Source organism: Labedella populi (genome assembly GCF_004078655.1).
In the GTDB taxonomy this organism is placed as follows: domain Bacteria; phylum Actinomycetota; class Actinomycetes; order Actinomycetales; family Microbacteriaceae; genus Labedella; species Labedella populi.
In genome coordinates this window covers 265,013-279,236 of record NZ_RZNC01000001.1, presented here as the reverse complement: position 1 = coordinate 279,236, position 14,224 = coordinate 265,013, and the positions used below count along the sequence as shown (strand labels likewise).

The window sequence follows — 14,224 nt, the reverse complement described above, 5'->3', positions numbered from 1 at the left end:
CCGTCTCATGAGCAGCGATAGCGTGATGCGGTGACTCTTCCCTCCACCGATACCCTCGTCCTCTACCCCGCCGGCACCCTCGTCTCCGACGGGGTCGTGCTCCACCGCGAGCCGCTCCTCGACGGGCGCATCGGGCTCGTGTTCGACCGCACGTCGTTCCACGCCGTCGATGCGGCCTGGCCCGACCAGCCCGCCGATCGCGGAGTCGTCCGCTCGCCGGACGGCACCGCAGTCGCCATCGACGGCGCCGTCGTCGGCGCGACCGATGGCACCGCCCTCTTCGTCGGACCGGACGTTCCCGTGAAGAAAGGGACAGACGGATGGGCCTTCGTGGTCGTGCACATCGTCGCGACGGATTCCGGGCCGCTCGAAGGCGAGCACGTGAGGGTCGAGGTCGACGGAGAGTACCGCCGCGCGCTGTCGGCCGGACACACCGCGTGTCACCTGGCGTCGCTCGCACTCAACCGCGCTCTCGCGGAGGCCTGGCGCAAGGACGTCGTGCCGGATGCCGCCGGATCGCCGAACTTCGACGCGCTCGCGATCGAGACGTCGACGATCACGCCCGACGGTTCCGTCGACGTGTACCGCATCGGCAAGTCGCTTCGCCGAAAGGGTTTCGACCCCGAATCCCTCGCAGACCTCGACGGCCTCGCCCGTCGCGTCGACGACACCCTCGCCCACTGGGTGGTGAGCGCCGCCGCCGCTCGCATCGAGCGGACGGGCGAAGGGCTCACCGACCGGCGCGACTGGGTCTGCGACCTCCCCGAGGGAAGCGTCTCGATCCCGTGCGGAGGGACGCACGTCGAGGCGTTGGGCGCCTTCTCGACTGTCGCGGTCCGGTTCGCGAGCGAGGCGAAGGATGGCGCGACGGTCCTGACGATGACGACGACCGCGATCCCCGCGAGCGGCGATGACTGAGCCTCGGGGTCCTCGGCGTTGCAACGGGGTGACGCTGCACGAACGAGCCGCTCGTGTCGGCGTCGCCGGCGCCGCAAGTCCACGAGGGCGGCAGTATTGCCGCGAGGGCGCTAGATAGAGGTGGCGCCCTCATGCGGGTGTAGCGCTCTCAGTGGACGTACTCGAGGAGGTCGGCGCCGACCGTGCGCATCCCGTCGATGACCGCGAGGCGGGACGGGAGGTCGGTGTCCGAGAACGAGGCGGCGACGGCATAAGCGACACCGGCACGTGGCCCTCGCAAGACGCCCACCTCGGCGCGGACCCCCACATCCGAGCCGGTCTTGTTGAAGAGCGTCAGCCCATGGTCGGAACCGAGGTGGGACAGCGGATCGAGGCCGAACGCCGACGCGACGAGCGACAGGTCGGTGTTGAGCGACAACCACCCGACGACCCGCCGACTCGTCTCCGCGTCGACGACCTCGCCACGTGCCAGTTCGGAGAAGAGCCACGTCAGCTCCTTCATGGAGCCCACTGAGAGCGTCGGCGCATCGTCGGGTCCCCGGTGGTCCCGCACGAGATCGAGAAGCGCGAGCTTCGTGAGACCCAGTCGTTCCGTGCGCGCGTGTACGGCGTCGAGCCCGATCGTGCGCAGGAGCACGTTGGTCGCGAGGTTGTCGCTCGAGGAACCGATGAGCGCGGCGATGTCGGCGATCGGCAGCGTCGGCACCTGGAGGTGCTGCCACATGCCCGAGTCCCCGACGCCGCCTGTGACATCGCGGTCGAGCAGCGCGAGCGCCGACATGTCCGGCCCCCGCAGCCGCGCCGCCACCTCGACGAGGAGCAGCACCTTCCCGATCGACGCCGTCGGCATCACGACGTAGTCGTCGATCGAGAAGAGCTCGCGACCACTCGCGAGGTCGATCGCGCGAGCGGAGACCTGAACGCCGTTCCGCGCGAGGAAGCCGAGCGCCGTGAACCCACGAGCGAACGACGCACCGCGCTCGTCCGCCCGATGGCGGGCGTGGCGGCGGGCTCGCTGCTCTATGCGTCGATCCGACGGCGACGGGGATGGGACCACGGGAATCACTCCAGGTGCGAACACGTGCACGTGATGGAACGCCGACCGATCATCACCGATCACGGTGGCCGCCGGGACACCATCGCTGGAGTCCCGGCACCCATCGAGTGCCGTTCCGGGTGAGACCGGACCTCCCCGGGGTGCCGCCCCGGGTGACGCGACGTCGCGTGCGGAAGAGGGAGAAGAGACTCGGCGGGCGGCTACCAGATGGTGACGCGCTCGCTGGGATCGAGCCAGAGGGCGTCCGTCTCGACCACGTCAAAAGTACCGTAGAAGACGTCCAGGTTCCTGACAATCTGATTGCACCGGAACTCGTTCGGCGAGTGCGGATCGATCGACAGCAGCCGGATCACTTCGGCGTCGCGCCCCTTCTGCTGCCAGGCCTGGGCCCACGAGAGGAAGAACCGCTCTCCCCCGGTGAGGCCGTCGACGACCGGAGGCTCGGCGCCGTCCAACGAGAGCACGTAGGCCTTCCACGCGATCGAGAGGCCGCCGAGATCGCCGATGTTCTCGCCGATCGTGAGGGCGCCGTTGACGTGATGGTCGGGGACCTGCGCGGGGGCGAGCGCGTCGTACTGCTCGATGAGCGCCTTGGTGCGTTCCTCGAAGGCCTTCTTGTCCTCGGCCGTCCACCAATCCGTGAGACGCCCGTCGCCGTCGAACTGCGACCCCTGGTCGTCGAAGCCGTGACCGATCTCGTGACCGATGACCGCACCGATGGCCCCGTAGTTCGCGGCGGCGTCGCGCGTCGGGTCGAAGAACGGGAACTGCAGGATCGCTGCGGGGAACACGATCTCGTTGAAGCCGGGGTTGTAATAAGCGTTGATGGTCTGCGGAGTCATGAACCACTCGTCACGGTCGAGCGGCTTGCCGATCTTGCCGAGCTCTCGATCGAATTCGAACGCGTTCGTCGCGATCACGTTCGCGACGAGGTCGTCGGCGGAAACCACGAGGGCCGAGTAGTCACGCCACTTCGCGGGGTACCCGATCTTCGGCGTGAACTTGTCGAGCTTCTCGAGGGCGCGGACCTTCGTCTCCTGGCCCATCCAATCGAGCGCTTGGATCGACTGCCGGTAGGCCTCGACGAGGTTCGCGACGAGTTCGTCCATCTGCGTCTTCGATTCTGCCGAGAAGTGACGCTCGACGTACACGCGTCCGACCGCCTCACCGAGCGCGCCCTCCACGAAGGAGACGCCGCGCTTCCACCGCTCGCGGATCTCGGGGGTCCCCGTGATCGTCGTGCCGTAGAAGTCGAAGTTGGTGTCCACGACCTCGTCGTGGAGGTAGGGGGCGAAGCTCCGCAGGACCTGGAAGCGCAGCCAGTCCCGCCAGGCGTCGAGCGAACCGACGGTCAGCAGACCGGCGACGCCGGAGACGAAACTCGGCTGGCGGACGACGACCTCGGCGAAAGCACCGTCCGGCGCTCCGAGGGCCTCGAGCCAGCCCGCGAGATCGGCACCCTCGGCGAGCGCCAGCGCATCGTCCCAGGTCATCGGGTTGTACGTCGCATTGCTGTCGCGGCTGCGCACGTTGTCCCAGTGCTGCGACGCGATGGCCTTCTCGAGGTCGACGATCCGCTGGGCGCTGCCCGAGGCGTCCATCACCCCTGTGATCGCCATCATCTTCTCGACGAACGACCGGTACGCGTCACGCGTCTCGGCGAACTTGTCCTCGCGGTAGTACGACTCGTCCGGCAGACCGATGCCGCCTTGCTCCAGGAAGACGAGGTACCGCTCCGGGTCTCCCGGGTCGTTGTCGACGAAGAGCTGGAAGAGGCCGCGCACGCCGAGGCGCTCGAGCCGTGCGAGTGTCGGGAGCACGTCCGAGATGGACGAGACTGCGTCGACCTCAGCGAACAAGGGCGCGAGCGGTTCGAGGCGCACGCGCTCGATGCGTTCCGTGTCCATGAAGCTCGCGTAGACGTCACCGATCTTGCGGGTCTCGGTGCCGGGCTCGGCGTCCTGCGACTCGACGATGATCTCGCGTACGGCCTTCTCGGCCTCCTCTGCGAGAAGGTGGAACGACCCCCATCGCGCCTTGTCCGACGGGATCTCCGTGCGGCCGATCCACCGGCCGTTGACGTGCCGGAAGAGGTCGTCCTGGGGGCGGACGTTCGGGTCGAGTTCGTCGAGATCGATGCCGGATGCGCTCATCCCTCCAGCCTAGGCCGTGGCTGCTCGAGGCGACGGGGTCGTGTCGGCCGGTAGCGTGAACGGGTGACGAGCGGGCGGAGACCGGCGCGCGGGGTCGACCGGGAGATCCTGCGCCTCGCCGTGCCCGCGCTCGGCGCCCTCATCGCGGAGCCGCTCTTCCTCCTCGCCGACTCCGCCATGGTCGGGCACCTCGGGCTCGTGCCGCTCGCGGGTCTCGGCATCGCGAGCGTCGTGCTGCAGACCATCATCGGTCTGCTCGTCTTCCTCGCCTACGCGACGACTCCCGCCGTGGCTCGGCGCCTCGGCGCCGGGGACGAGCGCGGCGGGGTGTCCATCGGCGTGGACGGCATGTGGCTCGCCCTCGGGCTGGGCGCGGTGCTCGCGGCGGCGGGCGCCCTGCTCACCCCGGCGCTCATCGCCCTCTTCGGACCCGAGGAGGCCGTCGCCGAAGCCGCGATCACGTACCTCGCGATCTCCATGGCCGGATTGCCCGCGATGCTCGTGGTCTTCGCCGCGACGGGACTCCTCCGCGGACTGCAGGACACGCGCACCCCGCTCGTGGTCGCGGTCGCGGGGTTCGGGGCGAATGCGGCGCTCAACGCCCTCCTCATCTACGGGGCGGGTTGGGGCATCGCCGGCTCCGCGGTGGGGACGGTCATCGCGCAGTGGGGCATGGTGGCGGCGTACGCTGTCGTGGTCGTCCGTCACGCGCGCCGCTCGGGTGCCGCGCTGCGGCCCCAACGGGCGGGCATCCGCAGCTCGGCACTGTCCGGTGGATGGCTGCTCGTCCGCACGGCGTCCCTGCGCGCCGCACTCGTACTCGCAACCGTCGTCGCCACCGGGATCGGCACGGCCGAGCTCGCCGGGTTCCATGTCGTGCTCACCGTCTTCTCGACGCTCGCCTTCGCGCTCGACGCGTTGGCCGTCGCAGCCCAGGCTCTCGTCGGGAAGGGACTCGGGGCGGCCGACGTCGACTTCGTCCGGTCGGTGCTCCGGCGGTGCCTCGTGTGGGGAGTCGGGGGCGGTGCCGTCCTGGGCGCCGGGCTCGCTGCGGTGAGCGGTGTGGCCGGCCTGCTTTTCACCGGGTCCGCTGAGGCGGCGGCATTGATCGCGCCGAGCCTCGTCGTCGTGGCGACCGGAACCCCCTTGGCCGGTTACGTCTTCGTCCTCGACGGCGTACTCATCGGTGCAGGCGACGCGCGATACCTCGCACTCACGGGGCTCATCAACCTCGCCGTGTTCGTGCCGCTCGTACTCGCGGCCGGCGCGTGGGGTGGCACCGGGGCGGCGGGCCTCGCGTGGCTGACGGCGACGTTCGCGATCGGCTACATCGCCGCACGCGCCACGACGCTCGGACTCCGCACTCGCGGGACGGCGTGGCAACGGACGGGTGTGTGAGACCGGCTGTCTCCGCGTCCCAGTCATCTGTCGCGGCCCGACCATCTGACGTCGCACCTCCCGAGAGGGTCCACGGCATCACGCGAGGGCGCCATTTTGGAGGCGAGGGCGCCCCGTACACGTGGCGCCCTCGTGCGGGACTAGCTGTCTGGGGGGTTGGTGCGTGGGGTGCTGGCTAGACTGATGCGCGGCGTCCGACGGCGCCCCAGCCCACCGGCCGACCCCTCGCGCGGGCGGTCCCGAACGAGACGGATGTCACGTGAAACTCGTCATGACGCTCATGGTCCGGGACGAGGCGGACATCATCGCCCCGATGCTCGAGCACCACCTGGCTCAGGGGATCGACCTGATCCTCGTGACGGACAACGGCTCCGTCGACGGCACGCGGGAGATCATCGAGAACTACGTCGGGACCGGCCGCGTCCTCCTCTCGGAGGACCCCCGCCACGAGAAGCAGCAGAGCACCGTCGTGACGGCGATGGCGCGCGAGGCCTACGAGAAACACGGGGCGGACTGGGTCATCAATGCGGACGCCGACGAGTTCTGGCTCGCCGTCGACCGCCGACAGACGCTCAAGCAGGCCTTCGAGGGCATCCCCCAGAGCGTCGTGACCTTCCACGCCCCGGTGACCGATATGACCGGTATCCCCGCCCGGCAGGGCGCGGGCATCCGGCGCTTGCGGTGGCGCGACCACCGCAGTCCGCGCAACCTCTGGAAGCGCACTGGGCTGCACGCCCACGCGACGCCGGACGCCGTGCACATCGGCTCGTCCACCGTCGAGGTCATCCAGGGCAACCACAACGTGAACCTCAAGCCGGGCGGAGAGGTGCCCGTCGGCTCGCTCGTCGAGGTCCTGCACTTCCCGTGGCGGTCGTGGGCCCAGTACGGAGGGAAGGTCGAGCGGTCCGGAGCCGCGTATGCCGCGAATCCGCTGTTGCGGCCGAGCCCGAAGCACCACGGCATGCGCGACTACCGCCGGCACCTCGCGGACATGCTCGAGCACTTCTACGTCTTCCGGCACTCGGTCGTCGACGGCGAGGTCGTCGAGGGGGCTCCCGAGGAGCTCGGGATCGACGACGCCGTCATCGAGTCACTCGAGTCGATCCTCGCCTCCGGCACCGCCGTCCGCCCGGACCTCGTCGAGAAGGCCCTCGACGACTCCGAGGACGAGCCGTACCGGCGCAACGATTGGGAGGCGGCCGCCGAGGTCGCGCGCCTCGTCATCCCCCTCGAGACCGCATACACGGAGACCCTGCAGTCGTTCCGTTCGGCCCTGCAGAAGGCCAACCGCGACTTGCGTGCCGCGCAGGCCGTCGCCGGTCGTCCGGCGAGCCGCACGCTGTACCAGCGCGGGCGGTCCTTCGCCGGACGGATGCTCCGCACGCTCGGCTTGAGGAAGTAGGACGGTGGCGTCGATCGAGTGGGCCGTCCCCGCCTTCCCCGTCGAGGACACCGATCCCGACAACAGCGCGGACGCCGAGCACGCCACCATCATCGCGAGCCCGCTCCTCACGCCTTACGAAATCGGGAACGTGCCGACTCCCCTCCCCGCCCCGAAACACTTCATCACCGGCGCTGTCTACACCGCCTCCGGCGACCTCGTCACCGCGTCCCAGCGCGTCGGCGGCTTGTCCGGCGACCAGTACGTCCCCGCCGATTTGCCGTCGATCCCGCCTCGGCGCCTCGCGAGCTCCCTCGAACGCTTCGGACGCGGTCGGGACCGCAGCGGCTCGACGACGCTCGACGGCCTGTGGGCGTACGGCGGCCACTGGATGGACCACTTCGGACACTTCATCACGGAGACGCTCACCGCGATCCCCGTGGAGTCGGTCGACGACGGCGACGTGAAGGGAATCGTCGCCCACTCGTCACTGCCGACCCGGCCAAGCTCGTCGTATGCCTGGCGTGATCGGCTCGCCGAACTCGCCGGCCTCCCGCAGCGTCGGCACGTCGTGACGACGGGAGACTGCTTCCCCGAGCGGCTCATGATCTCGCGTCGGCGGCTCGTCCTCAATGCGTTCGCGCGCCCGCGGGCGACGGCCCTGTGGGACCGCATCCGTGACACCGCGGCACCGGACGCCGAGCCGACCGACCGCGTGTTCCTCTCACGACGACGCTTCGAGGACTCGCTGGCCCCCGCCGGCGTCTCCACGCGGAACCACCGTGCGAGCCTCGCGTGGGACGCCGAGCAGCTCGAGGCGTCGTTCGAGCGGGCGGGCTTCCGCATCGTGCACCCGGAGACGCTGAGCATCGACGACCAGATCCGCACGGTCGCGAACGCCGCCGTCATCGCCGGAGGGAGCGGGACCGCGCTCCACCTCGCCGCGTTCGCGACCTCGCACACGCGAGTGATCGAGCTGGGCGATCTCCGCAGCGGAGTCAAGGCCCTCGCCAATCAGCGAGTGGTCTGTGCCGCGCGCGGTCAGGAGATGGCGTTCATTCCCGCAGACCGGAGCGCAGAGGAGTCGCAGGACGACCGTCTCGATCGGGTATTCGCCGAGCTCCTCTGAGGAGGAGGCGGAGCCCCGAGACGGCGGATCAGCCGAGGAGCACCGCGCGCTCGTAGGGAACGCCGCGCAGTTCGAGCACGTCCGAGAGGAGCTGCACCGCCCGGGTCCGGAAGGAGTGCCGCTCGATGATGGTGAGTGCGAGTCGGCGCCGTTCCTCCGCGTCCGGCCAGGCGCCGTCGTCCGCGAGCAGGAGCGCGCGCAACTGGTCCTGACGGTGGTAGGTGCGGGCGAGTCCGCCGAAGGTGTCCTCGAGCCCGGCAACGTGATCGCTCACGATGAGCGCTCCGGTCGCGGCGGCGTCGAAGAGCCTGTTCGAGAGGAAGCCCAGCCGCGCCATGTCCTCCCAATGGTCGTTGAGCACGAAGCGCGCACTCGCGTAGGTCGTCGGCAGCTCGCTGTTGTCGAGGTGCTCGGCCCGGACCAGGGAGGGATCGATGAACTCCTCCCAGCCGTCGCCGTAGATCTCGACGTCCGCTCCGATCGCGAGCGCGTCCCGCACGATGGGGCGGAACACCTTCCGCGTGCGGCCCACGAACAGGGCGCCGTGCTCGCCCACACTCCGCTCGACGTCCGGATGGAAGCGATCGGCGTTCGTCGCCTGGAGGAGTGGCCGGATCGTGCGGCCGAGCCGGCGCGACTGCTCCGTCGCCCACGGCACGCTCGCCGCATAGACGATGTCGTACGCAGCGAGGAGCTCCTCGTCGGGCACGTCCTCCGGGTGGCTGATGATCCAGGACAGGTTCGTCGCTCCGGGCTGCGGCGCGACCGGCACGCGGCCACGCAGGTTCAGCACGACGTCGTCGACGTGATCGCTCACCTCCCGCGCGTGGGCGTTGCGGCGGTCGATGACCACCTCTTGACCCAATCGCCGCAGGGCCTCGGCCAGGTCGTCGGCGAAGAACGTGTCGCCCCAGAGGTCGCCGTCCGGCGTCCCCGGGGCCGCGCTCTTGATCGCCCAGCGCAGCGACGGCAGGCCCTCAGCGGGACCCGACTCGACGAGTCGCTTCGGCCGGAGGACGATCGGGCGCACGGCGCGGATGTAGCCGCCGTCCTCGGGGACGGCGCTCGTGTGGCCCACGACTTCGAGACCCGCGCGCACGTAGGGCTCGTCGTCGGCGGGCGGCAGCTGCCCCGCCCAACGCTCGAGGAAGAGCTTCCGGTTGCCCCATTTGCCGGAGAACCGTCCGGGCGTCTGGCTCTCGTAGTGGAAGACCACCGAGGAGGTCACGACGCGGAAGACTCCGTCGAGGGCGCGCGCCGCACGGAGGCAGAGGTCGACGTCCTCCATGCCGTTGACGTAGGCGGGATCGAAACCCTCGAGCGCCTGGACGTCGGCGGCCCGCATCATGAGGCATGCGGCCGTGACGGCCTGGAACTCGACGCCCTCCACCGCGACGGCATCCTCACGCGGGAAGCCGGAGAGCACGTGGTACGGCAACGAGTGGAACCCGGAGAACACGGTGCCGGCCGCCTGGATCGTTCCGTTCGGGAAGAGGAGGAGCGGCTGGACCCCGACCACGCCGGGCTGCGCGAGTCGCGCCCTCATCGGGTCGAGCCACCCGGCCGTGACCTCGGTGTCGTTGTTGAGGAAGACGGTCGTCTCCCCCGTGGAGAGCGCGAAGCCGATGTTGCTGCCGTTCGCGAAGTTCGCGTTCGAGGGAACACGGTAGAGCACGACGCGCTCGTCGCCGACGAAGAACGCCGTGAGCAGGTTCGACACCGCGGCGTGAGACCCGTTGTCGACCACGATGATCTCGATGTCGTCGTCGCCGGCGTGAGCGAGCAGCGATCGCACGGCGCGAGCCGTCATCCCCCAGTCCTCGTAGGTCGGGATGACGATCGAGATCCGGCCGGGCACGCGCTCGCGGTCCGCGATCGCGCTCCAGTCGACGGACCAGTCTGGACGGTCCTCGCCCTCATCGAAGACGACGGAGGGCTGGCGCCCTTCCGCCACGGCCAGGAGCCGGCCGCGGAGCACGCCGAGCGGCACGACGGGCGCGCCGTCAAGCGGGACGGTCGGCGTCTCCGCGGTCGCCGATGCGAGGTAGTGGCCGAGCGGCCCCGCGGGGTGGGAGAGCGCATCGGGGTGCTGCTCGCTCCAGGCCACCGGGTCGAAGTGGGGGCTGGGGGAGTCGAGCCGGTGCTTCGCGCGCACGAGGTTCTCGAGTCCGCGTGCCTGCCGTCCGCGCGCCTTCGCCTTCCGGCCGAACCACTCGGAATCGAAGAGCACGTTGGGTGCCGCCGGACCGTCGGGGGTGACGACGTAGTGCCACAACGCGACCTCGAGCGACAGGAAGGTGCGGTGCAGTTGGGCCGAGTAGAACTCGAGGTCGAAGAGCCCGGACGCGGCGAGCCGCTCGACGCGCAGAGGCATCTCGGCCAGCGGGACGTGGAGCGCCGGTGCGGCCGTGCCGAGCCACGCCGGGTTCTGGGCCTCGACGGCGGAGCGCACCCGAGCGCTCTCGGCACGATCGGTGGCGACGGAGAGGAGGTCGACGGCCGGATGCGGAGCGAAGCCCTTCGCCCATCCCTCGGTGAGATAGTGCCGCAGGGCCGCTCGATCGCTCACGCCCGGCAGCGCGGCCTGCGCTCGGTAGTAGACGGGGTCGAACCCGTTCTCGGCGCGGCGGGTGTGCAGTCGCTGGAGGGAGCTCACCGGGCCAATCTACCTGTTCGCCTCGCGCCGCCGCGGCGTGCACGTAACCCACCCGTGGGGCAGACTCTCTCGTGTGATCCGTTTCATCGCCAAGGGCGCCCCCGGCGGCTACCCCGGCTCCGCCTACGTCCGCACCGTCGCTCGAGCCGAGGCGGCGAGCGCTCTGCTCGGGGAGGAGGTCGCCTACACCACGGCCGAGGACTGGCTCCACGGGCCCGAGGGCACCGACGTCCTCCTCGTGGAACGGGACGCGGTCCCCGCCGAACTCGTCGATGCGGTCGTCTCGACCTGCCGAGAACGCGGTGTGCGCCTCGTGATCGACCTCGACGACGACCTCCTGTCGCCCTCCTCCCGGGGCCGCCTCCTCGACGGCGGCTACGAGGAGGCCGAATTGGACGGCCTGCAGCGCATCGTCGCCGCGGCGGACGCGGTGATCGTGAGCACAGCGGAACTCGCGGACCGTCTGGGGGACGCCGCACGCGACGTGCACGTCGTGCCCAATCGACTGAGCCCCGTCGTCTGGACCGATGAAGTCGAGACGGTGCCCACGCGCCGGCCGAACGCCGCCGTCCGCGTCCTCTACATGGGGTCGGCGACGCACGTCGACGACATCGCGATCGTCCGGTCCGTGTTCGACGGCCGTTCCACGCGCTACGGCTCGACGATCGAACTCGACGTCGTCGGCGTGCTCGACGACGACGAGGACTGGTTCACCCGGCTCGACGTCCCGCGCGGGGAACGCTCGTACGACCGGTTCAGTACGTGGCTTCGTCGGCACCATCGGCGGTGGGACATCGGGATCGCCCCGCTCGCGAAGACACCGTTCAACGACGCGAAGAGCGACCTGAAGTTCCTCGAGTACACCGCCCTCGGCCTACCGACGGTCGCGTCGGCTGACAGTCCCTACGCGGGCACCGACGCGAACGGAGCGGTCCTCGTGGACAACGACCCGGACGTGTGGTTCTCCGCGATCGAGGAGCTCGCCGACTCCCCACGGCGTCGCCGTGAAGCGGTCGCTGCGTCCACGGCGTACCTCCTCGACGAGCGCATGCTCGCGTCGGAGGACGCGCTCGCCGACTGGTGGTCCGTCCTCCGTCCCGCCTAGCCCAGGCTCCCGGCGAGCTGCCGTCTCGGGTCGGCCGGCGTGCGACGGCGAGGTCGGTGGGGCGAGGGAGACTAGGGGGATGCACCTCGTCGTCCGCCGTCTTCCCGATCGGCGAGTCGTGGTGTCCCGGATCCACGGCGCCGACCCCGAAGCCGGACCCGGGGTCGGCGCGGGTTCCGGCGCGGGTTCCGGTTCCGAGACGGTCGGCCCGGACGAGTGGGCGCGGTTCGTGGACCGCGTCGAACGCGACGAGCCGGGCGTGCGCTGGGTCTGGGACGACACGGCCGCGTGGTACCCGGAGTTGCTCCGCGCCGACGTCAGAGTGACGCGCTGTATCGACCTGCGCCTCTGCCACGCGATCCTCCGCGCGTCGATCGCGACCGCCGCCTCAGCCCTCGCCTCCGCTCCGCCGGGACCGTGGGACGCACCCGTCGCCGTGCCCCGTGACGCGGCCGCCGACGCCGGTGCGCTCTTCGACCTCGACACCGGGCCGGCGGACGACGATCGCGACCCCGTCGCCGAATTCGCGGTGCAGCGTGCGGCGGTCGCCGGAGCCGCGCCGGACTCCCGCTCCCGTTTGTCCCTCCTCATCGCCGCGGAGTCGGCCGGTGCGCTCATCGCCGCCGAGATGACCTTCGCGGGCCTGCCGTGGGACGCCGGACGACACGACGCCGTGCTCACGGAGCTGCTCGGTCCCCGGCCCGCGCCGGGCGCTCGTCCTCGTCTGCTCGAGGACGCGCTCGCCGAGGTCGTCGCCGCGCTCGACGTCGCTCCGTTCTCGCCCGAGTCGCCCGGCGAACTCCTGCGCGCCCTCCAGAGCGCCGGGATCCCCGCGACCTCGACGCGGTCCTGGGAGCTGAAGCAATTCGCGCACCCGGCGATCGAACCCCTGCTGCGCTACAAGAAGCTGGCCCGGCTGTACACCGCGAACGGCTGGAACTGGCTCGATCAGTGGGTGAAGGACGGCCGGTTCCGACCCACGTACGTTCCGGGAGGCGTCGTCAGCGGACGCTGGGCCTCGGACGGTGGCGGAGCGCTCCAACTGCCGCACCAGATCCGCAGCGCCGTCGTCCCGGACCCGGGCTGGACCTTCATCGTCGCCGACGCCGCTCAACTCGAGCCGCGCATCCTCGCCGCCCTGTCGGGGGACGCGGCGATGGCGGCGGCCGCGCGGGGCGTCGACCTCTATGACGGCATGGTGGCGGCGGGTGCCGTCGACACCCGGGCACACGCGAAGGTCGCCATGCTCGGCGCGATGTACGGCGCCACGACGGGCGAGAGCGGCCGCTTGCTTCCCCGGCTCGCCCGCGCGTACCCGCGAGCGATCGGTTTCGTCGAAGAGGCTGCACGCGCGGGGGAACGCGGTGATCGCGTCAGCACCCGGCTCGGCCGCAGCTCCCCGCGCCCCGGCCGGGCGTGGCAGGAGCTCCAGGAGCAGGCGGGCGGAGACACAGCGACCGAGGCGATCGGTCGCCGCGCCCGCACGGAGGCCCGCAACTGGGGCCGCTTCACTCGGAACTTCGTGGTGCAGGGGTCCGCGGCGGAGTGGGCGCTCTGCTGGATGGCCTCGCTCCGCACGCGGCTGACCACGCTCGCGGGCGGTGGCCCTCTGACCGCATCGGCGCATCTCGTCTTCTTCCTGCACGACGAGATCGTCGTGCACTCTCCTGCCGCTCACGCGGAGACCGTCGCGGGTCTCGTCATCGAGAGCGCGGCGGAGGCCGGACGGCTGATCTTCGGCGACGCCCCCGTCGACTTCCCCGTCACGACCGCGATCGTGTCGAGCTACGACCAGGCGAAATGAGCGGGCGGTCCCCCTCGGGAAGCGACCGCCCGATGCCGCGCTTGTAGGCTGAGGCGATGCGCATCGTCGTCGCCCACGGCTACCTCGCCGATCCCACTCGGCACTGGTTCCCCTGGCTCGTCGAGCATTACGGCGCGGGTACCATCACCGTCCTCGAGTTCCCCGAGCCCGACGACCCCGACCTCGGATCCTGGGTGCACACGGCGGCCGCGGGGATCGGCGCGGTCGACGAGGAAACGATCCTCCTCGGCCACTCGCTCGGCTGCGTCACTCTCCTCCACGTCCTCAACCGCCTCGAGCAGCCGTGGCGGCTCGGCGGCCTCGTGCTCGTCTCGGGCTTCGTCGACCGGCTGCCGAACCTGCCGAAGCTCGACCGCTTCACCGAGGAGCCCCTCGACCTCGACCGGGTCCGGCGCAACACCACGGCCCGTCACGTCCTCCGCTCCGACGACGACGAGACCGTCGCTCCCGACATCACCGACCGCCTGGCGATGCTCCTCGACGCTCCCGTCACGATCGTCCCGGGCGGCGGCCACTTCGTCGATCGGCAGGGCCACCGGTCCCTCCCCGCTGTGCTGCCGATCCTCGATCGCCTGCTCGACGAGACCGCCGCGAGGTGACCG

The 14,224-nt window shown here is 70.6% G+C and carries 10 protein-coding genes; 7 read left to right on the top strand and 3 right to left on the bottom strand.

Annotation, left to right across the window (positions count from 1 at the left end; translation table 11 throughout):
- The first annotated feature begins 30 nt into the window (after nucleotides 1–30).
- Complete coding sequence (locus tag ELQ92_RS01435; protein WP_128497181.1) at nucleotides 31–918, top strand: alanyl-tRNA editing protein; 888 nt, start codon at nucleotides 31–33, stop codon at nucleotides 916–918.
- Nucleotides 919–1,066: 148 nt separating this feature from the next.
- Here ELQ92_RS01435 and ELQ92_RS01430 read toward each other — a convergent pair whose 3' ends face one another.
- A complete protein-coding gene (locus ELQ92_RS01430) occupies nucleotides 1,067–1,975 on the bottom strand; it encodes a serine hydrolase (protein WP_128497180.1) in 909 nt (302 codons plus the stop codon).
- 200 nt (nucleotides 1,976–2,175) lie between these two features.
- Nucleotides 2,176–4,128 (bottom strand): M13 family metallopeptidase, encoded by a 1,953-nt coding sequence (locus ELQ92_RS01425; protein WP_128497179.1) that lies wholly within the window; start codon nucleotides 4,126–4,128, stop codon nucleotides 2,176–2,178.
- A gap of 63 nt (nucleotides 4,129–4,191) precedes the next feature.
- On the opposite strand from ELQ92_RS01425, the gene ELQ92_RS01420 reads away from it, so the two are divergent.
- From ELQ92_RS01420 to ELQ92_RS01410, 3 genes are all read left to right on the top strand, one after another.
- Nucleotides 4,192–5,526 (top strand): MATE family efflux transporter, encoded by a 1,335-nt coding sequence (locus ELQ92_RS01420; RefSeq protein WP_128497178.1) that lies wholly within the window; start codon nucleotides 4,192–4,194, stop codon nucleotides 5,524–5,526.
- 259 nt (nucleotides 5,527–5,785) lie between these two features.
- On the top strand, nucleotides 5,786–6,928 hold the full coding sequence (locus ELQ92_RS01415) for a glycosyltransferase family 2 protein (RefSeq protein WP_243694805.1): 1,143 nt from the start codon (nucleotides 5,786–5,788) through the stop codon (nucleotides 6,926–6,928).
- Between the two features lie 4 nt (nucleotides 6,929–6,932).
- Nucleotides 6,933–8,036, top strand: a complete 1,104-nt coding sequence (locus ELQ92_RS01410) for a glycosyltransferase family 61 protein (protein ID WP_128497177.1) — start codon at nucleotides 6,933–6,935, stop codon at nucleotides 8,034–8,036.
- A 28-nt stretch (nucleotides 8,037–8,064) separates the two neighbouring features.
- Here the strand turns inward: ELQ92_RS01410 and ELQ92_RS01405 are convergent, their stop codons facing one another.
- Nucleotides 8,065–10,692, bottom strand: coding sequence for a glycosyltransferase (locus tag ELQ92_RS01405; RefSeq protein WP_128497176.1), 2,628 nt, complete (start codon nucleotides 10,690–10,692; stop codon nucleotides 8,065–8,067).
- Nucleotides 10,693–10,765: 73 nt separating this feature from the next.
- On the opposite strand from ELQ92_RS01405, the gene ELQ92_RS01400 reads away from it, so the two are divergent.
- The 3 genes from ELQ92_RS01400 to ELQ92_RS01390 all read left to right on the top strand — a co-directional run bounded on the left by ELQ92_RS01400 (nucleotide 10,766) and on the right by ELQ92_RS01390 (nucleotide 14,221).
- Nucleotides 10,766–11,797 (top strand): glycosyltransferase family protein, encoded by a 1,032-nt coding sequence (locus tag ELQ92_RS01400; RefSeq protein WP_128497175.1) that lies wholly within the window; start codon nucleotides 10,766–10,768, stop codon nucleotides 11,795–11,797.
- A gap of 79 nt (nucleotides 11,798–11,876) precedes the next feature.
- A complete protein-coding gene (locus tag ELQ92_RS01395; RefSeq protein ID WP_128497174.1) occupies nucleotides 11,877–13,601 on the top strand; it encodes a bifunctional 3'-5' exonuclease/DNA polymerase in 1,725 nt (574 codons plus the stop codon).
- A gap of 56 nt (nucleotides 13,602–13,657) precedes the next feature.
- Nucleotides 13,658–14,221, top strand: a complete 564-nt coding sequence (locus ELQ92_RS01390) for an RBBP9/YdeN family alpha/beta hydrolase (RefSeq protein WP_128497173.1) — start codon at nucleotides 13,658–13,660, stop codon at nucleotides 14,219–14,221.
- Nucleotides 14,222–14,224: the final 3 nt, after the last annotated feature.